Here is a 21,905-nt window from a genome sequence, read left to right as displayed (position 1 = left end):
CACTAATTATTGTGATAAAATATTAAACTTAAAATAGTAAAAAATTTGAAAAAATTACGATATTTGGTATTAAATTTAACAAAAAGATTTAATAACATGCCCAGGAACTCAAAAATGAGGAGAATAATATGGAAGAGCTCTCAAATGCCATAATACAACTTATTGAGAAAGAAAAAGAGGGAGAAAAGAAATTATCTATCCCCCCAAAAGGAGTCAGAGCATTAATTGAAGCAGTGAGATTAGCGGAGATTATAAAGCCCAGCCAATATGCAAAGAGGGAAGCGTTTAAAAAACACCAGATTGATGAGTATTATCTAAACAGAATGCTTACAATGCTTTTTTATGACATCATGAAGAAGCAAGGACTAATTGACAGAGCAATTGAAGACATTGTTGGTGTCAACCCTCTAATTCTGGATCCCTGGTTAAGGGCAGCTCTTAGGGTTGTAATAGACGTGTCGCTCTTTCATCCTTCTAAACCCGGTACGCTTAAGGCTTTAAAATGGAAAGGATCAGACTTTATATCCTCTAAGACACATCCCTATGTTGGCATGTATTATTGGGACATCTTTGATAAAATCATTGGCTATAAGCCAAGACCCAAAAGTAGAGATGAATTCCTCGAATGGAAGTATATTGCACCCATTTGGTTTATAAGAAGAATGAAGAGGTTATTGGGTGAGGAAACAGAACAGTTCTTCCAAGCTGTGAACTCAAAACACAGCTGGACAAGTATTAGGGTGAACACCCTCAAAGCTACCGTAGACGAGGTAGTGGAAACTCTAAGAAGCGAAGGAAAAGAAGTAAAGGTAAGCGAAAGAGTTCCAACTATAGTGAAAATAAAGGGACCATACGATTTTGATAGAAGCAAACTCTTCAGAGAAGGGAAGATTTTGGTACAGGAAGAAGCAAGTGCAGTAGCTTCTCTAATTCTTGATCCTAAACCCGGAATGACTGTTGTGGATTTAGCCGCAGCTCCGGGGGGTAAAACAAGTCACGTCGCAGAGCTCATGAAGAATAAAGGAAAGATTTATGCTTTTGACATTGATGAATTCAGAATAAAGCGGATGAGAGAAATCCTAAAGAGAATAGGCATAGGCATAGTAAAAATCATCAAAAAAGATGGTAGGAAAGCTCCAAAAATCCTTGGAACAGAAATTGCAGATAGAGTTTTACTAGATGCACTATGTACTTCATCCGGGACTATAGGGAAGAATCCGGAATTAAGATGGAGATTAAGGGAAATGAAGATCCAAGAAATGGCTGAGCTGCAGAAAGATTTACTTAAAGCTGCTGCCCAGCTCTTAAAGCCTGGAGGAAGACTATTATATGCAACATGCAGTCTTTTCCCTGAGGAGAATGAAGAGAATATAGAATGGTTTTTGGAAATACATGATAACTTTAGATTAATACCACTAAATAGCCCATATGATGAATCTCCACTGCTAAAAGGCACTATGAGGGCATATCCTCATAGGCATAACACCATAGGGTTCTTCTATGCTCTTCTAGAGAAGATTGAATGAACAAACATGGTGGATAAAGTTAAAAATATAGCCATCAATGGAGTTAAGGTGCCAAAAATGCTGGAGATACTAGGGTTTATATTCTACGCTGGAGCTGCATTGGTAATACTGTTTATAGCGGCATTTTCTGGAGGAATCTCAAGAATACTAGCACTTCCAGCAGCGATAGGCTATATGCTCCTTGCATTTTGGTCAATAGAGCAGGTAGGATCCGATATAGTTTCAAGAGGGCAGAACAGAGATAAAAGACTGATGCTTGCATTAAACTTAGCTTCCTTTGGTCTAGGGGCAGTTTCGTTCTATATCTACATGGAGAGCATTGCAACACCAGCTTTGCTCCTTGGGCCTGCCTTTGTCATTGGGCTTTGGAAGAGTTATAAGGGGCATTGACTCTTGTTTTCTTCTCTTCTTATCATTTTCATGGTCTTTTGTATTCATCTGTTCAAAAACTTTAGATATAATGAATCTTATATCTAAAATTCATGTACATTAATAGGCATCAAAAATTAAATCCTCGAGCAGTACATTAAACGAAATAGTAAACGGAAAGATATGTACTGCCTAATAATCTCTATTGTTCTTAGCGTAGTTGCCCATTTCACATTACCACCTTTCTCCATTAAAGACCTTTAGCGATACTGCCCTCTTCCTAATGAAGTTTGAAAATTCCTGACTTTATAGAGAAATTGAGACTACTAGAATCCAAAGAAATCCAGAATTTGCTTGATGCATGTATTGAGAAATGTAGCAGTTTGTTGCACCCATTGATGGGGAACACTCGAGATCTAGTAACTATATGCTGGCACATTATTGGCAAGCACAAGTGCCAAGTCCAAGATATGTACTACCATGAATTGTAACTAACTTTTGTAGTATTGGAGCGGGGTTAGAGAATAAAATTATGCAATTCTGGATAACATGCCAGAGCAAGTGGGTATTTGCCAAAACCCACACTATATAAAACAACTAGACGTAGAAAATTTTACTTCATTTATCGTAAAATTTTTCAAATTCTTACAATTATATCAAATTTGCAATATAACTATTAAAGATAGTTAGATTTAACCTATTGTGAGGTTTTATTTTTAATAACAATAGTACAAATTAATAATAATGAAACTCAATTATATATTAAAAATTATCCAACATTAACGTCAAAACTCCCACAAAATTCTGAGGGATAATTTTCATAATTTTTGCATATGCACAAATTTTTTAAGCTGTTAGGCTTCCCTAATTTGTGGGGGTGAAGATATGCAGATAGCAGTTAGCGGAGGAAAAGGAGGAACTGGAAAATCAACGATTGCAATTAACTTGGCTATTGCTTTAAGAGATTACTTTGATTTGGCACTTGCTGATTTGGATGTTGAGGCACCAAATGACCATATACTCTTAGGAGTGGAGCTTCAAAATGAAGAGCCTGTCGAGCTTTTTATGCCACGTTTTGACTATTCCAAATGTATCAGGTGCAGAAAATGTGCAGAGGTTTGTGAAGAGCACGCAATAATTGCTATGAAAGATGGAACACCGTTTTTGATGCCAACACTGTGCTCCTGTTGTGGTGCCTGTCAGATAGTTTGTCCCGTTGAGGGAGCAATCCTGGAGGGTAAAAAGCTCATGGGTTATACATATCTGACAGAAACTCCCTATGGATTTCCGCTCGTTACAGGGAAGCTCTTGGAAGGGGAAGAGAGGGCAATGCCAGTAGTTGTAGCAGCAAAGAAGAAAGCCCAAAAGCTAGAGAAAGAGCTTTTAATGGTGGACACAGCTGCAGGAACGAGCAACACAGTATCAAAAGCTCTAGAGGATTCTCAACTTATAATCGCTGTTACAGAGCCAACTCCATTAGGCTTGCATGACCTTGAGCTTATCCTTGAACTGTCAGAGCTCATGAAAACTCCAGCTTGGATTATAGTCAATAGGAGTGATTTAGGGCCAATAGAAAAGGTGAAGGAAATAGCGAGCAAATATAATGCCGAAATCGTTGCTGAGATCCCATACAGCGAAAACATAATCAAAAGCTATGTTGAAGGAAGGCCCATAATTCTAAGCAGCTGTGAAGAGGCCGAGATTTTCAGAAAGCTTGCTGAAAAAGTTGCTGAGTATTTGGGGTGATAGAAATGCAGATTGTCATTGCAAGCGGTAAGGGTGGAGTCGGGAAATCAACAGTTGCAGCTTCGCTATTATACCTCCTAAAGGAAAAGTACAGCTTCGTCGCTGTTGATGCAGATGCCGATGCCCCAAATCTGCATCTCCTCCTTGGAGTCGAACGCTGGGAAGAAGAAAAAGAGCTGACTGGTGCAAAGGTTGCAAGGATAAATCCCGATACCTGCATCAGATGCGGAATCTGTGCAGAAAGGTGTCCATACGACTGCATAAAGCTCATTGATGGAGAATATGTTGTGAATAAGCTCGCATGTGAAGGCTGTGGAGTGTGTAAACTTGTGTGCCCAGTTAAGGGAACAATAACTCTTGAAGAAGTTCACTCTGGAGTGATAAGGAAAACCACAACAAAATACGGATTCCCACTAATTTCAGCTCAGCTGGACGTTGGGAGGCCTAATAGTGGGAAGCTCGTTACAGAAGAGAAGGAATGGGCGAAGAAGATAATGAAAGAGCAAAAGCTGGAGCACATGATAGTCGATTCAGCTGCGGGGATTGGGTGTCAAGTAATTGCAAGCGTCGGTGGAGCTGATGTCGCAATCCTCATTGCAGAGCCCACTCCAGCATCACTGAGCGATGTTAAAAGGGTTTACAAGGTTGTCCAGCACTTTAGGGAGCCAGCTTATTTGATAATCAACAAAGCGGATATAAATCCAGGATTCAAAGCCCTTGAGAAGTGGGCTGAGGAGGAAGGAATACCCATATTGGGTAGAGTTCCCTATGACAGAGCAATACCCGAAAGCATGACAATGCTCAAACCTGTTGTGGAGGCGTTTCCAGATTCAAAAGCCAGCAGAGCACTTAAAGAAATTGCAAAAGCTGTGGAAGATGAAATTTTGAAGTAGCTTTCTTCTTAACTAATTTTTAAATAATAAATAAATAGCTTTTTAATTAAATAAACAGCAATCAAGTTTTTGATAATATCGAGGCAACATTTGTAATTTTTGCTTGTTTCTAGGACCTTAAATCTGTGTTATATCACTGGTCTTAGTTGTTAAACACTACCGATAAGCATAAAGCCAAAATAAGTGTAATATTTCTTGGAATGACAAAGTGCAAGCTATGTGGTTATGAATTCGAAGAGATTAGCAGATCAATTGGGGTATGTGTTAACTGCCTTAGAAAAGATAAGCAAGCTTTGAAAACAGCGATGGAAAGTCACTTCAAGTGGCGCGAACTTATGGGGCTTCCCCCAGAGCCGCCAAAGGATGGAGAACTTCAATGTAAAATCTGTGTTAATGAGTGCAAAATTCCAAGAAATAGTTCAGGCTACTGTGGAATAATATGGAACAGAGAGAGAAAGATGACTACAATAACTGGGACATTTGATAAAGCTTATCTTCACTGGTATCTCGACCCCCACCCAACAAACTGTGTTGCTGAGCCTGTCTGCCCTGAGCGGGAGCACTATGGTTTTTATAACTTAGCTGTCTTCTTTGCTGGATGCAACTTGGACTGCCTCTTCTGCCAGAACATCCACCACAAATACATGATAAAAGAAGGCAGAATTGACCTAGGAGAAGGCGTTGTATTAAGCACAGAGGAGCTTGTAAATATTGCTATGCAGAGACGGATTACTTGTGTCTGCTACTTCGGAGGCGATCCAACGCCGCACAGCATTTATGCTCTGAAAGTATCAAGGAAAATTCTAAAGCGGGCTGAAGAAAGTAAAGAAATGAAAAGAATTTGCTGGGAGACAAATGGCTTGGAAAATCCAAAGATTATGGTGAAAATGGCAGAGCTCAGTCTCAAAAGTGGAGGGATTATCAAGATTGACTGGAAAGCATATACACCAAGCATTTATCAAGCTCTGACAGGCATAAATGGGGAAAAAGCCATCGAAAGGATAAAAGAGAACGTTAAGCTTGTCTTGAAGATGAGTGAAGGAAGAAAGCCACCTCTTTTAGTTGTCAGCACTCTTGTAGTTCCTCACTATGTTGATGAGCATGAGGTGTTTAATATTGCGAGCTATATAGCTGAAATAAATCCAGAAACGCCTTACGTACTGTTAGCTTTTGCTCCCCAGCATTTAATGTATGATGTCCCAACAACAAGCAGGAGGCAAATGGAAAAGGTTTACAAAGCAGCTCAAGAGGCAGGGTTGAAAAACATTTACATCGGGAATCCATGGCTACTGAGATAACTATTCCTCGTTATCTGAGCTTTGAGTCTTTGGCACCTCATTTCCCTGAGCCAAAATTATCAGCTCTCTCCCCTCAACAAGCATCTGTGCAACTTTCTTCCTTGCTGAGCTTAAAGCTCTCCAGACCGTTCCTCTTGAAACGCCCATTCTCTTTCCTGCTTCTTCTTGAGTTAGTCCTTCATAATCCACTAATCTCAATGCCTCGAACTCCTCATATGTCATGAAAATCGGCGGCTGGGGAGGTCCAATAGGCGGGCGCGCTGGGTAGAAGTGCCTAATCTCCGGAATAAGACCAATAAAGCGCATCTTTCTCCTTCGTCCTCTGCCTCTACCCCTTCCCATTCCCCAAGGCATTTTAACACCAAACAAGAATTCTCATCTAGGATTTATAGAGATTTCCCTTCAAGTTCGTTTGAAACCATCAAAGATTTTTTAACACAATTAACCAAATCAAGTTTAGATGTGATAAAAATGAATAAGTTTATTAACAGCCATTGTTGTGCTGATTATTGTTTAGAGTCATTGTTGCTTGGAACTACAATACGGAGGAGAAGAAAGTGATCATACTTAAAGCTACATTTAGAATGGGAGGTGTAACCTACGAGGGATATGAAGTGCAAGGAGACACTTTAGTTTTCAAATTCAAGCGGACTGGAAACTTCTTCACCCAAGCAATAGTGGAGAAGGAAGCTAAAGCAGAAGTTGATGAGTTTCTGGCTAAGGTCATTATGGAAGTTGACACCAACGGAAATGTTAAGAGATATGAGGCAAAATTAATTTTTGATGATGGCAATGAGAAAATTTACAAAGCCTCAGAGCTTTGAGTTTGTGTGTCCTTTCTGTGGATATAGAGCAAAGAGCCTTGAAAAGCTTAAACAACATATTTTAGAAAGGCACACCCTCAATAGAGAAGATATCAGAGGTCCTAGGTTCATCAAGGTTTAATGCAAAGTGCTTAGAAAGGTTAATAACTTCTCAAAAAGAACTTTCTGTGGTGAGCAGAATGGAATTTAAAGTTGTAGAGAGAAAGATAGGATGGCACAAGGACTTTGACAGTTCGCATTTTTTGGCTCTGCCCTATGACAGCAAATGCTTGAGAATTCACGGGCATACTTACAACGTTGATGTTGAGATTTGGGGAGACTTAGATGAGAGGGGCATGATTTTTGACTTCAATCACTTAAGCAACCTCATTAAGGAAGTTGATCACCGCATTTTAACAAGTGCAGAGTGGGTTAAAGAAGAGGGAGAATACATAGTGATTGAAAAGAACAATAAAACTTTAAAACTCCCAAAAAAAGACGTAGTCCTAATTGATGCTCCCAATGTTACTGCTGAGCTTATAGCGGAGTGGTTTGCCAAGAAGATAGCAGAAAAAGCCGGGAAAAATGTAAAGCGAATAAAAGTCAAAGTCTGGGAAGACCCAAGGAGCTATGCCGAAATAGTATTAGAACGTTAACGTTTTAATTTTTGGACATTATTTTGATAATTTTGTTCCAAAAAAATTAAATTCTGTTTACCTTATTTCTTTTGAGGTGAAAAACATGAGACTCTCAAGGGGAAGGAACTTCATGTTTAGAATCCCTGAAGGGGAAGAGTTTCTGACATTTATCAACAAATTTGCAGAAAAGAACAACATACTTATTGGAACAGTGACAGCAATTGGAACGCTTAGAAACCCAAAAATCGGATATTTTGAAGAAGAAAAAGGCGAATATAAGGTTATTGAGTTAAGTGGTGTTTACGAGCTGCTCTCCGCGTTGGGTAACATCAGCCTAAAGGACGGGAAGCCCTTTGCCCATATCCACGTAGCTTTGGGAGACAAGGAAGGTAAAGTCTGGGGTGGTCACTTAATTGAGGGAGAAGTATTTGTCGCTGAGGTTATCATTCATGAACTACTTGGAGAGCCCTTGGAAAGAAAGCCTCAAGAAAATGGATTATCCCTCTGGGATGCTGAAAAGCTTTGATCTCTAGAAAATCAAGATATAACATACTTACCGCAAGAACAATGCCCAAAGAGCTACACTTATTATCTCGTCCAAAAAATCAAAGAGAAATCTAGGAGAAAGCTCTTTACCATCCCCCTCTACCACGTCTCATTCCTCTTCCCATACCACGACCCATACCTCTACCTTCAGCTCCAAGGATTGGCTGTGTTAATTCCCCTCTAAGATAAGCATGAACAGCTTGTTCAACTGTCATAGTCGGTGGTGCTGAGACGAATCTTATGCCCGCAGCTTGAAGAACTTGTGAAGAATTTGGGCCAAACTGTCCAGCTATAACAACATCTGCACCCTCATCTATACAGAACTGTGCTGCCTGAATCCCCGCACCTCTTGGGGCTGAGTAGCTTGAATTCTGGACCACTTGAACGTTTGTTATGTTTCTATTTTCATCAACATCAACAATTGTGAATGTTGGAGCCCTCCCAAAAGATTGGCTTACGAAATCGTCTAGTCCCCCTTTTCTCGTAGCTATGATAAACCTCATTATTTTCACCTCCGCTTAAAATTAGGACAGCCTAACTTAAAAAGTTTTGCATATGCAAAAAAATTAAAACCACATTCTCGATCTTAAAAACTCCCTCAGCAGAAGCAGAACCACCAAGGCTATCACATACGGTGCTGCAACGAGGAACAGCTTAATTAAGATGTACAGTATCGCAATTAGAAACAAAAGGTCCACGATTCCAAAAAATCCGCCGAATCTTCTAAAGCCCCAGAAGCTTCTCCCATATCCCCTTCCGTATCCTCTACTCATCCATCTCGGCATTGTATCACCTCAAAAATGGAAAAATAGGAAATCACCACCAGCCATAAAGCCACCTAAGCGTTCTCCTGCTGGGCATTCCTGTCCACGGGCAGTATCCCAAGCGAGCGCCCCAGCCTCTTCCTCCTCTGCCGCCACCTCTTCCCCAACCACGGCCTCTACCCCAACCGTAGCCAAAGCCATAAGCTGGGATCGGATAAGCTGGCCCATAGGCTGGTGCTGGTGGAATTGGATATGCTGGTGCTGTAACTTGAGGCTGAGCTGTTTGAGGAGCACCCTTAATCATACTCTCAACAGCTTCTTTAATTGGTATTCCTGGTGGGAATGTGTAAACATTAATTCCTGCAGCTTGGATTGCTCCTAAAGCGTTTGGCCCAAGCTGGGGTGCTATTACTGTATCAACGCCTTCATTTATGAGCATTTGCACAACCATAGGACCAGCTCCACTTGGAGCAGTAACTGCCGGATTCTGAATTGTCTTGACATCCTTTATTTCACCGTTTTCAACTTCAATTATAGTGAAAACTGGAGCTCTAGCGAAAACTGGTGCAATTGTGTCCTCTAATCCCCCATTAGCTGAGCTTGGAACTGCAATTTTCATCCTCACCATATTCATCACCTCCACTTCTTAATCCTTTTCTATTTTGTGCATATGCACAAAATCTTAAAAGCTTTTCGGTTGACCTAACATACTGGTTTATAAATACCGGATAGGAGAAAATAATTGAGATAACCATGTACTTACGAAGGGACTTAATCCAACCTCGTGTTTATCAGGAAGTCATTTATGCCAAGTGTAAGGATAAGAATAGTTTAATTGTTCTTCCAACTGGTTTAGGAAAAACGCTCATTGCAATGATGATTGCTGATTATAGACTGTCAAAATACGGTGGGAAGGTTTTAATGCTTGCCCCTACAAAGCCTCTTGCTCTTCAGCACAGAGAAAGCTTCGTTAGGCTTTTCAATTTACCTCCAGAGAAAATTAATGTCTTAACAGGTGAGCTCTCACCAGAGCAGCGAGCCAAAATCTGGGAGAGGAGCATAATCATCACGGCAACTCCTCAAACGATTGAAAATGATCTCCTCGTTGGGAGAATAAGCTTAGAAGATGTTGTTCTGCTTGTATTTGATGAAGCTCATAGAGCAGTTGGCAACTATGCATATGTTTACATTGCCAAAGAATACATGCGGCAGGCAAAGCATCCCCTCATTTTAGGTCTAACCGCCTCACCGGGTAATGATGAGGAAAAAATAAGACAAGTTCTAAAGAATTTGTACATCGAGCATGTTGAAGTGAGAACTGAAAGCTCTCCAGATGTTAGACCTTATGTACAAGGTATCAGATTTGAGTGGATTAAAGTTGAACTGCCCGAGATTTACAAAGAGGTTAGAAAGCTCTTGAGGGAAATGCTTAAGGATGCCTTAAAACCTTTAGCCGAAGCTGGCTTGGTGGATTCCTACTCTCCAGACATACCAAAGAAAGACGTCCTCAAAGCAGGGCAGATAATCAATGCCGAAGTTGCGAAAGGCAATTATGAAGTTGGGAAACTCATGCTCTATCAAGCTAAAGCTATGAAGCTCCACCATGCCATTGAGCTTTTGGAAACTCAAGGACTAACAGCACTAAGGGCTTATTTAAAAAAGCTTTACGAAGAGAGGCAAACAAAATCAAACAAAGAGCTCATGAGCGATCCAAGAATGAAGAGGGCAATATCACTTTTAATTCAAGCCAGAGATTTAGGATTAGATCATCCAAAAATGGACAAGCTAAAGGAGCTTATAAAAGAGCAGCTTGAGAAAAAACCAAACTCAAAAATAATCGTTTTCACGAATTATAGAGACACTGCGAAGAAAATAGTTAAGGAGTTAGTTGATATTGGGATTAAAGTTTCACGCTTTGTCGGACAAGCAAGCAGAGAGAATGACAAGGGAATGAGCCAGAAGAAGCAGAAAGAAATTCTTGACCTCTTCTCTCAGGGGGTATTCAACGTTCTAGTGGCTACAAGTGTTGGTGAGGAGGGTTTGGATGTTCCAGAAGTAGATTTGGTTGTATTCTATGAGCCGGTACCCTCAGCAATTAGGAGCATACAGAGAAGGGGAAGGACTGGAAGGCACAAGCCCGGCAGAGTTGTGATTTTAATGGCAAAAGGAACGAGAGATGAAGCCTACTACTGGAGTTCACGGCACAAAGAAAAGCAGATGATAGCTGTCCTTAAGAAGGTGAGTGAAATGGTTAAAAAAGAGAAGCAGGCTTCCCTTTTGGGATTTGTTAAGCCCAAAAAAGAGGAAGAAGAAAAAGGAGAGCTTATTGTTGAAGAAGAAAAAGAACAGCAGAAAGCTGAAGTTTCAACGGAAGAAGTCTATGAGAAACTTCCGGTTAAGCCAATTTTTGTGAAAAAGCCTAAAGGGATTGTCATCTATGTTGATTCTCGCGAGCTGAAGAGTCAAGTGCCCAAGTATCTTAAGGAACTTGGGGCTCACATTGAAGTCAAAACTCTGGATGTCGGTGATTACATAGTCAGCGAGGATGTAGCTGTTGAGAGGAAGTCGGCAAATGATTTCATTCAGTCCATAATTGACGGCCGTCTCTTTGACCAAGTGAAGAGGTTAACAGAGGCATATGCGAGACCCGTGATAATCATTGAGGGGCAGCTTTATGGAATTAGGAATGTTCATCCTAATGCAATTAGAGGGGCTTTAGCTGCCGTAACCATCGATTGGGGTGTGCCGATTCTCTTTTCTGCTGATGCTAAAGAGACAGCACAGTTCATCTACTTAATCGCAAAGAGAGAGCAGGAGGAAAGGAAAAAGGAAGTTGCTGTAAGGAGCGAGAAGAAGGCGTTGACTTTAGCGGATAGGCAGAGGCTGATAGTTGAAGGCTTACCTTATGTTTCAGCAACTTTAGCAAAGCGTTTGCTTAGGCATTTTGGAAGCGTTGAAAGGGTTTTCACAGCAAAAGAAAGCGAACTCATGGAAGTCGAAGGCATTGGAGAGAAAATAGCGAGGGAAATTAGGAAAGTTATCACAGCTCCTTATGTAGAAGACGAAAATAAATGAATGTGCCCCGGGGGAGCGGAGGGAACTCACAGCTCGCCTCCGCGCTCATTCCCCACGGTTGCCCGGGGCATTATAAATTCCGCACATTCAAACTTAAGCTTTTTTCATAACCTTCAGGAATATTTATGAAGAACTGTAATAATTGCGGCTCATGAAAAAGGTTATATAGAGCTTTTTTCTTAAAATAAAGTGGTGATATGTATGAAAATCGTTGAATTAGACATTAAGTTACCATATGACAAAAGAGGAAAAATTCTAAGCAAATTATGTGATAGGGTTAGGGGTAAGATTAAGGATATACACTTCTTCCCACCCACAGCTTCTGGAATAAGTGAAATAAAGATGGAAGTTGAAACTGAAAACGTTCAAAAACTTCTCCAAGACTTGAAGAGGATCATAAAAGAAGGAAAAATAAGCTTCAAAGTCTTGGCTGAGGCTTAACTTTAACGCTGAACTATCGCCCTAACTCCTGCCGCTGCAAACACTAAAAGCTCAAAGAGCTTGTATGCCTCTTCTACATTCTTTGCTTCAAACTCCACAGTTTTTCCATCAATTCTCTTCACAGTAGGTAAGAGCTCAGCTGTGTCTGCCATCTCACTTCCTAAGAAGCGAAGCTTAACCTTCACAGGCTCTTCTGTTTTTAACGGTTTAGTTTCTCCACGCTTAAACTTTTCAACAGCTCTATCTACTGCTTCCCTTAGCTCCTTTTCAAGCTTCGCTAAGCTTGGACTTTTGGCTGAGTATCTTGATAAAGCGTTTTTAAACACAACGCCCTCAGCCCAAGGGGTGAAACTTTCCACGTCTTCTTCAATCAGCTTTGCATCTCCACCAACAAGAACAACTGGAATGTCCCAGCTACCTAAGAGGTAACTGTTGAGGAGGAATTCGCTCACTTTAACCCCGTTTATCTCGAGATAATCAACTGTCGCACCGCTGTAAGTGTGATCAAAAGTTGCATAGGGAGTTCCAGCTTTTGCATGATAGCCTAGGAACATTGCAATGTCGCTTCCTTTAGCAAAAGCCACCATGCTTAAAGGCCTTGGGAATCCTCTCACAAGCTCAACGTATTCTGGCAGTTCATCAACCAAGAGGTTGACCATAGGGCCATGGCTGTCTGCTATGATAATCTCGTCAAAACCTTTTTCGTGAAGTGCTTCTGCGACAGTCAATGTTATTTTGGTTGCTATCTTTCTTGCCTCATTATATAAGGCTCCTTTAACAAAGAGATGCTCTCTGCTGACGACAAAGGGCATGCCTTCTAAATCTATGGAGATGAAGGCTTTCATTTACATCACCAAGACAAATATCGAAACGATAAAAGAAAAGTTTTGTGGTTAGGTTGTTTCTTTAATGTCTTAAACGTGAAAACACAATCATAAGCGTCAGTACCGCCAAGAAGAGCACAAGAACATCGGGAAGCTGACTTTGGTACCATTTTTTAGGAGTGAGTTCACTGTATTTAACAGGAAGTGCCAGCACCCGCACCCCTTCTTCTGAAACCTGAAGGAGCGGCAGTTCTTTAAGGGTTCTACCGTCGTAATAATACAAGGAAACTTTTAAGGGTTTTTGGGGACGCCCTTGACCAGGATACAGAATGATGGTATATAGCCCATGATAGTTGTATCCAGACTGCACCCACATGCTCTCGTTGGCAAATCCAACACCCAGACTCGGAGGGACTATTAGCAGGCCATCACCAAAGAAGATTGCGCAAGAGCGGTTGACCGGCTCGAACCTCTGCTTTAACTCCCTGAGCGGGACTCTAAAGTGAGAGGGCTCAAACAAAACGTAACTTCCCTTAACCACTGGGCGCAGGCACTGTTTGTTCTGAAGGTTGCCCGGATCAAAGGGAAGCTTACGCAACCACGACTCGTAAGGCTCACTTTTGAGGGTTAGATTCCTCTCGTTGCCAATGGCGATAAGCTCAACCGAGTCATCAATTTTGTACAGGACTCTTTTCCCTTTTGGCCACTCGTAGAGTAGGAGGTAAAGCATTGAAACGTTTATCTCACCAATCCATAGCACCTCTCCGAGCTTCTGAAGCACTCCCTCCCGATAGCGGATTACGGTGACCCTGTCAGAGGCTGGAGGGTTCTTCATTGGAAAACTTGTGTTGGTTGAAGTGAGGAGGAAAAGATAGAGCCACCCTTTGTAGAAGGCTAAAGGTGGGAGCTCATATCCAGAAAACCCCATAAAATCAACGTAGTAAACACCGCTTTTGTTAACATAGAAGATGAAGTAAGTCCAAAGCTCCATTGGTTTAAGAACTCCCTCCGAAAAATGGCCTGCTTCCTCGTAGTAACCATAATCAACACCAACAAGGGCACCTTCTGAATCGGAATATATGACAAAGGGCTGGAGTGATATTCCCCAGGGATTAAGGCTGGAATCCTGTAATGCTGATGCCAGCGGGAGGGCTAAAAAGAGGAGCAAGAGTATCAGAACGACTTCTTTCATGAGAACTCCCCCCTGAGGAGTAGGAATGCTATGACTATTAAAACAATAAGGATAAACTTCAGAGACTGAGAATATGGGTATGGTGCATATTTTGCCGAGCACTCTCTAAGAGTCAAATTTCCTTTGACATAGAAAATGTCAATATATTTCGCTCTCTGTCTCATGGTATCCACGTCATAAACCCAGTAAAGTACTGGAAGTGCTTCCAGCTTTTTCCCATCATACAAAAAGACGGAGAGAGGTTTAAGAGAGCCTCTAACACCCTCTGCTACTTTATATGGAGGAGAATACAGACTGACTAAAAAGCTACCGTTCTTAAGTACCAATATCTCTTTCTGAAGTGGTGAATATATTAATAGGCTGTTTCCCAAAACAACTCCCTTTAGGTGCTTACTTTCCCCATCGAGCCACAGATACGGCTTAACTTGCATTAAAGGAATTTTCCATGTTCTATTTTCGTCAGAAAATATTATAGTGTCATTAGAGAGAGTCCCACTAATTTCTTTGCCAGAGTGGATAAGAGGTATAGAGCCAGTGATGTTGCGTAGTGGAGTGAGGCATTTTGACGTTAGATTAACTGAATAAACCGTGTAATGGCTGTAATCTTGGTATTTCTCCATTATCCACGAACCATTTTCGTAGTAGAACCATATATCATCAGAATAAATCCCAACTAAAAACGCTCCAGTCTTGTTCAGATAAAAAACGTAAGTTTGCCGAGATGCAGGAGCCATTGTACACTGATATCTCAAATCTCTACTCCAATTTATCCCTGGACATTTAACATAATCAAGAGGTTGTACATCAATCAAAAGAAAAGCATCAGACTCTCCACCATTAACAAACAGCTTTAAGCTAACCCCATTAGCGCTCCAGTCATAACCTAAAGCTAATGGACTAAAAAGGAACAAAATAAAAATTAACAAGAATTCTTCATAGATACTTTTCACCAAGCCTCACCTGACAGTAACTATTCAAACTGTCTATGACCTCAAGACTTACTCCAAAATAGTAAAGTCTGTGATAGAACTTTCTACCTAAAATTTCTTTTTGTGCTTTTATGTAATGGGACGCAAGTTCCTTACATTCCTCTGGTGAATTAAGAGTACACTGTCTACAATTCCCACAACCAGTGATTACCCCTTCATCAGCTTCCATTGTTATGTATAATCCATTGTTGTGTATCCATCTGATGTATTCCTTTAATTCACTGTAGGTATATGGTGTTTCTCTATTGCCCTCTGTAGCAATTGTGGGGTATTGATAATAATTTGACTGAACAAAGATGTAATCAAATAGACCATCCCTGTGAATTGATGGTATGTCCGTATTGTCTCTTTCTGTTGTTCGAGCATAGGGTGCCCAGATAAATTTCAAGCCATATGAATGAACTATATCAGATAAAATCTCAATGGTTTGAGGATTAATTTGAGGATCTTTGTTCTTTCTATAGTTTGCAAACATCCACCCATTTTCTAATGACCAGTAGAATCCTTTTAAATTAGAACCTGCAAATTTTAAGACACCTTCAATCCAGTCTGACCAGTATTTATGACTCCCTCTGGGATTATCTCTTGGTTCTGAACTTCTATATTGATAATATGGGATTGTCACATAGAGTGGAATTGTATGTATTACTCTAAATACATCCTCTGCAAAAGTTTCTCCGTCTAATTTTCCATTTCCGGTATACTGAATAGACACTCCCGCTAATCCCTCAGCTATTGCATAGTTAAAACCTCTGCGTTTGAAATCACTCCAATCTGCTGTTCCTTCTTTGTCTTCAACACTTTCTTTAAGTCTTGATTTGTGATATTCTCCGTCCCAGCTGAAATACCACAATCCAAACGTTGCCATATTAATACCTCCAAAGATTTCTCATTGATTACTATAGTCTATTAATTTTTGTAATTCTTTCTCTTCAAATTTTACATACCTTACAAAATAGTAAACAAAATCTGTTAAAGTGTTATCCTTTAACCCCTTTGATTAAACTCTCAAGTCTCTTTCTGGCTTCTTCCAAAGAACCAGCTTTTTCGATAGCTGTTCCCGTAACAATGATATCTGCTCCGCTCTGGGCAACCTCTCTGGCATCTTCATAGGTCCTTATTCCACCTCCAACGATGAGTGGAACATCAATGACGCTCTTAACAACCCTAATCATCCTATTTGGGACGTGTTCAGGCGCCCCACTTCCAGCCTCAAGGTATACTAATCTCATTCCCAAATATTGACCAGCTAAAGCATAAGCTGCTGCTATCTTTGGCTTGTGTCTCGGAATTGGCTTTGCATCTCCAACCCATCCAACAGTTTCGCCCGGCTCAATTATTAAGTAAGCCATCGGAATTGGTTCAATTCCATATCTTTTTACGGTAAATGCACCTAAAGCTTGAGCACCCGTAATAAAGAATGGATTTCTCGAATTGAGAAGGCTCATGAAGAAGATTGCATCAGCATACTTTGTAATCCCCCCATGTGAACCAGGGAAGAGTATTACGGGTAGAGAGGAGCTTTCTTTTATGGCTTTGACTACTTCATCAAGAACCTCGCCTTCAGCACCAGTCGAGCCTCCCACCATTATTGCATCTACTCCAACTTCCTCGCACATTTGAGCTATTTTTGAAGCCTCTTCTGGTGAAACATCATCTGGATCAAGCAGAACAAAGTGCAGCTTTTCCTTTTCAAGCTTTTCGTGAATATATGATTCAACCTTTCCAAGCTTCAGTTTCATTTCTCTCCCTCCAATTCTCTAACTTCATTGGGACTTTTAATCCTTTTCCACTTTAATTCCAATTTTTGGAGAATACCAATTAAGATTTTATCCGGCTCATCTTTGAAATAATGGAGATTTGAGCCTATTCTTAAATCGCTCGCACCAAATCCTTTAACGGGCTTTCCAAATTTTGCAACTTCTCTTGAGAGTTCTTCTTCGATCTTTGCATCACTTGGGATTAGGTAGGCTCTCAGAAGTTCGGCTTCTTTAAGAAGAAAATCAATATGCCAGTGAAGCTTTTTGTCTTTTTTAAAGTGCCTCTCAACTCTCTTCTCAAGGGAGTTCATTGCAGAGCCCACATAAACATAATACCCCGCTTTAAGGGGGAACTCTTTTCTTTTGGTTCGTACAACAAGGTCTCTTTCGACTTTAATAACTAGAAGATATGAGCCTCTCATAATATCACCTTGCAAAAAAGGTTTTATAAACCAACCCCTAACCCATTATGTAGGTGGACCCATCATGGATAAGAAAAAGAAGAAACCCGTTGATGAATTCGCTTGGCAAGAATACGACAAAGAGGAGTTTAGAGAAAAATTCCCGGCTTTGGCTAAAGAACTTGAAGAAAATGAAGGCATTGTTATTGAAGGTTATCGCATAGATGAATTCCAAGTTCTTGAAGAGGAGGAGCTTGAAGAAGAGAAGATAGACTTTTCAGGGTATAACCCCACAGTGATTGATTTCTTAAGAAGGTGTGAAACCGATGAAGAGGCTTTAGAGATTATCAACTGGCTTGAGGAAAGAGGAGAAATAACTCACGAGATGGCTAAGGATTTGAGGATTACCCTTGTCAAGAAAGGAGTCAGAGCTTTTGGGCCAAAGAAGGAGTGGGGTTGGTACGAAAGACACGGAAAGCATTAAAAGAAGGAAAGAAGTCAAATATTTCCTATCCTCTGAAGAACCATCCCTTCAATTCTTATTGGCTCTGTCCTTCTTGCATAGACAATAGCTTGGTCAAGCCTTGCCTCGCTCTCAGCATATATTGTGAACAATGGATCTCCTTCTTTGACTTTCTCCCCAACCTTAACATAAAGCTCAAGTCCAGCTCCCTTGTCCTCTGGCGCTCCAGCTGCTCTTGCAATTCCTGTTATAGCTTTGTTGTCAATAAATGTTATATATCCGCTTGTTGGAGCTGTGAAAGTATAGGTCTTGTCTCCAATTGGAATTTCCTCTGGCTTAATATCTGGATTTCCTCCCTGCTCCTCGATGATTTCTCTCATCTTCTGGTAAGCTTTTCCACTCTCAAGAATCTCCCTTGCCATCTTCTTACCCATTCCAGCTGGTGCAACACCACCCATCTCTAAGAGGATTCCAGCCAAGCCCGTTGCCTTCTCAACGAGGCTTCCGGGACCTTTTCCGGTCATGAGTGTCTGCAGTGCTTCCTTAGCTTCAAGGGCTGGACCAACTGTGTGTCCAACTGGTTGTCCACCATAGGTTATTGCAACCTCAACATACTGTCCCAATCTCTTTCCAAGCTCAATGAAGTCTCTTGCTAGTGACCTCGCTTCTTCCATTGTTTCAACTTTAACTCCCTTACCCGTTGGAATATCAATTAAAATGTACTGAGAACCCATTGCATACTTCTTTGACATAATGCTTGCAAGCATTAAGCCTCTTGGATCAATGCTTAGGGCTCTCTCTGCCTTAATTGTTATATCATCAGCTGGGGCTAAGTTCAATGCTCCACCCCACACGAGGCAAGCACCAATCTTTTCAACAATTCTCTTAATCTCATCCAAGCTGAGTGAGACGTTTGTAAGGACTTCAACAACATCAGCTGTTCCTGCTGCACTAGTGATGGCTCTTGATGATGTCTTTGGAATTGTTAATCCAGCGGCAGCAACAATTGGGACAACAAGAATGTTTGTCTTGTTTCCTGGAACTCCACCAATGCTGTGAACATCCATGATTGGTTTTCTGTCTATATCTAACATATCACCCGTCTCTGCCATTGCAACGGTAAGGGCAGCGATTTCATCCATATCAAGGCCGTTAATCTCGAGAGCAGTGACGAATGCACTAATTTCAATTTCTCTAAGCTTTCTATCAACAATATCTTTAATTATGCTCTCGATCTCAACTTTTCTCAGCTTTGCTCCATGCATCTTTTTCTTTATGTAACGTATGCTTTCTGGAGTTCCCGCTGGAGCTATGTTAACAACCTCCCCTTGGGAAAAGCTATGCACTTGGAGAATATCTTTGCTTAATCCAATTTCGCCCTCTTCAACCATATTACTTATCACAACATCTCCATACACTGTTTTTTTGCCACTCTCGATTTTAACCAAGTCCTCTGGGTGTAATTTGACTTTCTTAGCGTCCTTTTCATTTATAACCACCGTAAATCTCCCAGTGTATACATCAAGAATCCTTATCTTTGCTTTCATTTCTCTCACCCCTAAAAAGCTGATAGTGTCTTATTATTGAGAAAAAACACTACTTAAAGATTTTTAACTAAATTATGAAAAATTCAGAAAAGATCAGCTCAGATAGTCACAAAAATCTGTAAAGAAACTAGAATCCAACTTAGGCAGTAACCCCTCTTGAAAAATCGGACAGAACGAATTTTGAAACATTACCCTCTCCAGAAATTATGTTGAACACTCTCAAAACGTCATGCGCGACTTTCTTCAATTCTTCTGGGAGAACAGCATCTTTCCCATAGGCATAATAGAGCACTTCATCGAGGGGAGCACTCACAAGTTTACCGTTGAACAGATAAACTTCATTTTCTGTTACTTCAACTATGTAGTTTGGATAAGCCAATTTTACCTTCATTACCCTCACCTCCAATATATAATTAACAATAATAGCCCATTTTTAAAATTAACGCTGTAGAAGTTTTAGTTACAAAAATTGTATAATAATATTTGTATAATAAAAATATTGTAAAAACGCAAAAATTAGAGGTTCTTAATTTCCTCTTCAATGGATTCTTCAAGTGTTCTCTCCCACTCTGCAACATCAAAGTCAACAAGCTCTGATTCCAAGTCCTCCTTTAGATGAAGCACTCTCCTCTTTAGGGCATTTTTTGTCTCTTCATCATAGACAACATAGTATGGACTCCTTCTTGCTGAGAGGTAGAGAAGAGCCAACACGATATTAAGCATAAGTAGGATAACAATGATGCCATAAATTATTGCGTTCATCGCCTCTTCCCCCCAAAGAGTGCTCTGAACACTCTCTTAATGGGGCTTTCAGGTTCAGGCGGCTGCCACTTAATTCCTGCAAGCTTCGCTGCCAACTGCTTAATTGCTATAGCTGCTGGTGAGGTGGGGTTCTTAACAACCAAGGGCACACCATAAGCTGATGCCCTCTTAACCTCTGGATCCTCTGGAATCACTGCCAAAACGGGAACTTCAAGTATCGCCTCAATCTCCTCTTTTGTAAGTTCAGTCTTCTCGTTTGTAACTCTGTTGAGCACTGCTCCTAGTGGAAGTGTTCCGAGTTTTTCTGCAACGAGCTTAGTCTTAAGAGAGTCAGTAATAGCCGAAATTTCTGGGTTTGTAACAACTATAAGCTCTTTACCAATGAGCAAAGCTGTAACGGATGTAATCTCCAGTCCAGCTGGGGCATCGATAAGAATGAAATCCCCCATTTGAGATATTTCCCTGATTAGTTCCCTCAATCGCTCAGGCTTTGCTTTTTTAACTTTCTCCAAGCTCAATCCACCAGGTATAACTTTAACTCCCGCAGGTCCCTCGTATATTGCATCTCTCAAGTCCGCTTCTCCAGCCAAAACATCGTGGAGTGTTATTGGTATGTCCTCCATTCCAAGAATTAGACTTAAGTTTGCCATTGTAATATCTGCATCTATCAATATTACTTCCTTTCCAAATTGAGCTAAAGCAACACCCAAATTTGCAACTATCGTGGTTTTACCGGTTCCACCTTTACCAGAAGCAAATACAATTGACCTTCCTTCCACATTTACCCCCCCAGCATATCTTAATTACTCTCCTCCAGATTATGTACGCTTTAATTAATAGGCTTTTTGGTTTGTAATTGTTGAACTGACAATAGTTAATATTGTTGCTTCTACAGTGTTTCCAAACACCTTACCCATTTTTGCATTGGGATGTATATTAAACTAACGGTTTCAAGGTTTGAGCAGAATTACTACTTCAAGAAAAGAACTAACAAAGACTCAAGGAAAATATTGAAAAGAAACAAAAACATTACTCAGACTTTTCTTCCTTTTTCTCTTCCTCTATTTCCTTTTCAAGCTTCTTTCTAGCGACCTCTGAGGTGTCAGCTAGGCTTCTGAAGAGCTTGAGCATTTCCATTGGTAGTGTAAGTACTATGACATTGCTCTTGTCACTTGCAACATCGCTAATCGTTTGCAGTGTTCTCAATTGCAGTGCCATTGGGTGTTCTGAGATTATCTCGGCAGCTTCTCTAAGCTTCTCAGCTGCTTGCCTTTCTGCTTCAGCAAGTGTAATCCTTGCTCTCCTTTCTCTCTCTGCCTCAGCCTGTCTTGCCATTGCTCTCTGCATTCCGCTTGGAAGCTCCACATCCTTAATCTCCACTGTTGAGACTTTGATTCCCCATGGGTCTGTTGCCTCATCTATAATCCTCTGTAATTCTCTGTTCAGCTTGTCTCTCGCACTCAAAAGTTCATCCAAATGTGCCTGACCAATTACACTTCTCAAGGTTGTCTGGGCAATTTGGGAGGTCGCCATGACGAAGTTCTTAACTTGAGTTACTGTCTTTATTGGGTCAACAACTCTGAAGTAAACGACTGCATTAACCCTAACTGGAACGTTGTCCCTTGTTATTGTTTCCTGCACTGGAACGTCTAAAACTTGGGTTCTCAAATCCACTATAACTGCTTTTTCAAAGATTGGTATTATGAAGAACAAACCTGGACCTCTGGCTCCAACAACTCTACCCAGTCTAAAAATTACTGCCCTTTCATATTCCTTAACTATTTTCAGTGCTGAACCCAAAAACACTAAAATAAACAACAAAACAATTGCTGTAACTATATAACTTCCACCAATAAAGCTTACCATTT

Annotated in this window: 26 protein-coding genes; 11 read left to right on the top strand and 15 right to left on the bottom strand. The window is 40.7% G+C overall.

The window, feature by feature from the left end; all coding sequences use genetic code 11:
* Positions 1 to 128: 128 nt before the first annotated feature.
* The 5 genes from E3E24_RS10035 (at position 129) to E3E24_RS10015 (ending at position 5,832) form a co-directional block, all read left to right on the top strand.
* Positions 129 to 1,526: an RsmB/NOP family class I SAM-dependent RNA methyltransferase gene (locus E3E24_RS10035; protein WP_167915961.1), complete on the top strand. Its 1,398-nt coding sequence runs from the start codon at positions 129 to 131 to the stop codon at positions 1,524 to 1,526.
* Between the two features lie 57 nt (positions 1,527 to 1,583).
* Entirely contained in the window at positions 1,584 to 1,916 is a 333-nt protein-coding gene (locus tag E3E24_RS10030; RefSeq protein WP_167885898.1) for a hypothetical protein, read from the top strand.
* A gap of 864 nt (positions 1,917 to 2,780) precedes the next feature.
* Positions 2,781 to 3,641, top strand: a complete 861-nt coding sequence (locus E3E24_RS10025; protein ID WP_167885899.1) for a P-loop NTPase — start codon at positions 2,781 to 2,783, stop codon at positions 3,639 to 3,641.
* A 5-nt stretch (positions 3,642 to 3,646) separates the two neighbouring features.
* A complete protein-coding gene (locus tag E3E24_RS10020; RefSeq protein WP_167915960.1) occupies positions 3,647 to 4,534 on the top strand; it encodes a P-loop NTPase in 888 nt (295 codons plus the stop codon).
* Positions 4,535 to 4,734: 200 nt separating this feature from the next.
* On the top strand, positions 4,735 to 5,832 hold the full coding sequence (locus E3E24_RS10015; RefSeq protein WP_167885901.1) for a radical SAM protein: 1,098 nt from the start codon (positions 4,735 to 4,737) through the stop codon (positions 5,830 to 5,832).
* Here the strand turns inward: E3E24_RS10015 and E3E24_RS10010 are convergent, their stop codons facing one another.
* A complete protein-coding gene (locus tag E3E24_RS10010; RefSeq protein WP_167885902.1) occupies positions 5,833 to 6,186 on the bottom strand; it encodes a DUF134 domain-containing protein in 354 nt (117 codons plus the stop codon).
* 155 nt (positions 6,187 to 6,341) lie between these two features.
* Between E3E24_RS10010 and E3E24_RS10005 the strand changes: the two genes are divergently transcribed.
* From E3E24_RS10005 to E3E24_RS09995, 3 genes are all read left to right on the top strand, one after another.
* Positions 6,342 to 6,656 (top strand): hypothetical protein, encoded by a 315-nt coding sequence (locus E3E24_RS10005; protein ID WP_240912157.1) that lies wholly within the window; start codon positions 6,342 to 6,344, stop codon positions 6,654 to 6,656.
* Positions 6,657 to 6,835: 179 nt separating this feature from the next.
* Complete coding sequence (locus E3E24_RS10000; protein WP_167886066.1) at positions 6,836 to 7,291, top strand: 6-carboxytetrahydropterin synthase; 456 nt, start codon at positions 6,836 to 6,838, stop codon at positions 7,289 to 7,291.
* An 85-nt stretch (positions 7,292 to 7,376) separates the two neighbouring features.
* Positions 7,377 to 7,799, top strand: a complete 423-nt coding sequence (locus E3E24_RS09995) for a PPC domain-containing DNA-binding protein (RefSeq protein ID WP_167885903.1) — start codon at positions 7,377 to 7,379, stop codon at positions 7,797 to 7,799.
* A gap of 106 nt (positions 7,800 to 7,905) precedes the next feature.
* On the opposite strand, the gene E3E24_RS09990 is transcribed toward E3E24_RS09995, so the two are convergent.
* From E3E24_RS09990 to E3E24_RS09980, 3 genes are all read right to left on the bottom strand, one after another.
* Complete coding sequence (locus E3E24_RS09990) at positions 7,906 to 8,322, bottom strand: NifB/NifX family molybdenum-iron cluster-binding protein (protein WP_167885904.1); 417 nt, start codon at positions 8,320 to 8,322, stop codon at positions 7,906 to 7,908.
* 63 nt (positions 8,323 to 8,385) lie between these two features.
* Positions 8,386 to 8,604: a hypothetical protein gene (locus E3E24_RS09985; protein WP_167885905.1), complete on the bottom strand. Its 219-nt coding sequence runs from the start codon at positions 8,602 to 8,604 to the stop codon at positions 8,386 to 8,388.
* Between the two features lie 31 nt (positions 8,605 to 8,635).
* A complete protein-coding gene (locus tag E3E24_RS09980; RefSeq protein WP_167886067.1) occupies positions 8,636 to 9,202 on the bottom strand; it encodes a NifB/NifX family molybdenum-iron cluster-binding protein in 567 nt (188 codons plus the stop codon).
* Between the two features lie 134 nt (positions 9,203 to 9,336).
* On the opposite strand from E3E24_RS09980, the gene E3E24_RS09975 reads away from it, so the two are divergent.
* Both E3E24_RS09975 and E3E24_RS09970 read left to right on the top strand, forming a co-directional pair.
* A complete protein-coding gene (locus tag E3E24_RS09975) occupies positions 9,337 to 11,658 on the top strand; it encodes a DEAD/DEAH box helicase (protein WP_167885906.1) in 2,322 nt (773 codons plus the stop codon).
* A gap of 201 nt (positions 11,659 to 11,859) precedes the next feature.
* Positions 11,860 to 12,099, top strand: a complete 240-nt coding sequence (locus E3E24_RS09970) for a hypothetical protein (protein ID WP_167885907.1) — start codon at positions 11,860 to 11,862, stop codon at positions 12,097 to 12,099.
* A gap of 2 nt (positions 12,100 to 12,101) precedes the next feature.
* Here E3E24_RS09970 and E3E24_RS09965 read toward each other — a convergent pair whose 3' ends face one another.
* The 6 genes from E3E24_RS09965 to E3E24_RS09940 form a co-directional block, all read right to left on the bottom strand.
* Positions 12,102 to 12,944, bottom strand: a complete 843-nt coding sequence (locus E3E24_RS09965) for a M55 family metallopeptidase (protein ID WP_167885908.1) — start codon at positions 12,942 to 12,944, stop codon at positions 12,102 to 12,104.
* Positions 12,945 to 13,005: 61 nt separating this feature from the next.
* A complete protein-coding gene (locus tag E3E24_RS09960; RefSeq protein ID WP_167885909.1) occupies positions 13,006 to 14,115 on the bottom strand; it encodes a hypothetical protein in 1,110 nt (369 codons plus the stop codon).
* Positions 14,112 to 15,065: a hypothetical protein gene (locus E3E24_RS09955; RefSeq protein ID WP_167885910.1), complete on the bottom strand. Its 954-nt coding sequence runs from the start codon at positions 15,063 to 15,065 to the stop codon at positions 14,112 to 14,114. Before E3E24_RS09955 ends, E3E24_RS09960 begins: the two co-directional genes overlap by 4 nt.
* On the bottom strand, positions 15,049 to 15,972 hold the full coding sequence (locus tag E3E24_RS09950; RefSeq protein ID WP_167885911.1) for a DUF4855 domain-containing protein: 924 nt from the start codon (positions 15,970 to 15,972) through the stop codon (positions 15,049 to 15,051). Before E3E24_RS09950 ends, E3E24_RS09955 begins: the two co-directional genes overlap by 17 nt.
* A 112-nt stretch (positions 15,973 to 16,084) precedes the next feature.
* Positions 16,085 to 16,846, bottom strand: coding sequence for a geranylgeranylglyceryl/heptaprenylglyceryl phosphate synthase (locus tag E3E24_RS09945; protein WP_167885912.1), 762 nt, complete (start codon positions 16,844 to 16,846; stop codon positions 16,085 to 16,087).
* Complete coding sequence (locus tag E3E24_RS09940; RefSeq protein WP_167885913.1) at positions 16,843 to 17,286, bottom strand: DUF123 domain-containing protein; 444 nt, start codon at positions 17,284 to 17,286, stop codon at positions 16,843 to 16,845. The genes E3E24_RS09945 and E3E24_RS09940 overlap by 4 nt, the downstream gene beginning before the upstream one ends.
* A gap of 64 nt (positions 17,287 to 17,350) precedes the next feature.
* On the opposite strand from E3E24_RS09940, the gene E3E24_RS09935 reads away from it, so the two are divergent.
* On the top strand, positions 17,351 to 17,749 hold the full coding sequence (locus E3E24_RS09935; RefSeq protein ID WP_167885914.1) for a DUF2095 family protein: 399 nt from the start codon (positions 17,351 to 17,353) through the stop codon (positions 17,747 to 17,749).
* A 14-nt stretch (positions 17,750 to 17,763) separates the two neighbouring features.
* Here E3E24_RS09935 and E3E24_RS09930 read toward each other — a convergent pair whose 3' ends face one another.
* The 5 genes from E3E24_RS09930 to E3E24_RS09910 all read right to left on the bottom strand — a co-directional run bounded on the left by E3E24_RS09930 (position 17,764) and on the right by E3E24_RS09910 (position 21,903).
* Complete coding sequence (locus E3E24_RS09930; RefSeq protein ID WP_167885915.1) at positions 17,764 to 19,275, bottom strand: AMP phosphorylase; 1,512 nt, start codon at positions 19,273 to 19,275, stop codon at positions 17,764 to 17,766.
* 139 nt (positions 19,276 to 19,414) lie between these two features.
* Complete coding sequence (locus E3E24_RS09925) at positions 19,415 to 19,666, bottom strand: hypothetical protein (protein WP_167885916.1); 252 nt, start codon at positions 19,664 to 19,666, stop codon at positions 19,415 to 19,417.
* Positions 19,667 to 19,791: 125 nt separating this feature from the next.
* Positions 19,792 to 20,037, bottom strand: a complete 246-nt coding sequence (locus E3E24_RS09920) for a hypothetical protein (protein WP_167885917.1) — start codon at positions 20,035 to 20,037, stop codon at positions 19,792 to 19,794.
* The gene (locus E3E24_RS09915; RefSeq protein WP_167885918.1) at positions 20,034 to 20,816 is read right to left on the bottom strand and encodes a septum site-determining protein MinD; all 783 of its coding nucleotides are present in this window, start codon (positions 20,814 to 20,816) and stop codon (positions 20,034 to 20,036) included. The genes E3E24_RS09920 and E3E24_RS09915 overlap by 4 nt, the downstream gene beginning before the upstream one ends.
* Before the next feature lie 250 nt (positions 20,817 to 21,066).
* Positions 21,067 to 21,903, bottom strand: a complete 837-nt coding sequence (locus tag E3E24_RS09910; protein WP_167885919.1) for a slipin family protein — start codon at positions 21,901 to 21,903, stop codon at positions 21,067 to 21,069.
* Positions 21,904 to 21,905 lie beyond the last annotated feature (2 nt).

The sequence above is a fragment of the Thermococcus sp. LS2 genome, from assembly GCF_012027375.1.
Taxonomy (GTDB): Archaea; Methanobacteriota_B; Thermococci; order Thermococcales; family Thermococcaceae; genus Thermococcus_B.
The sequence above is the reverse complement of the archived record's forward strand: the minus strand, read 5'-3'. Positions and strand labels throughout refer to the sequence as shown.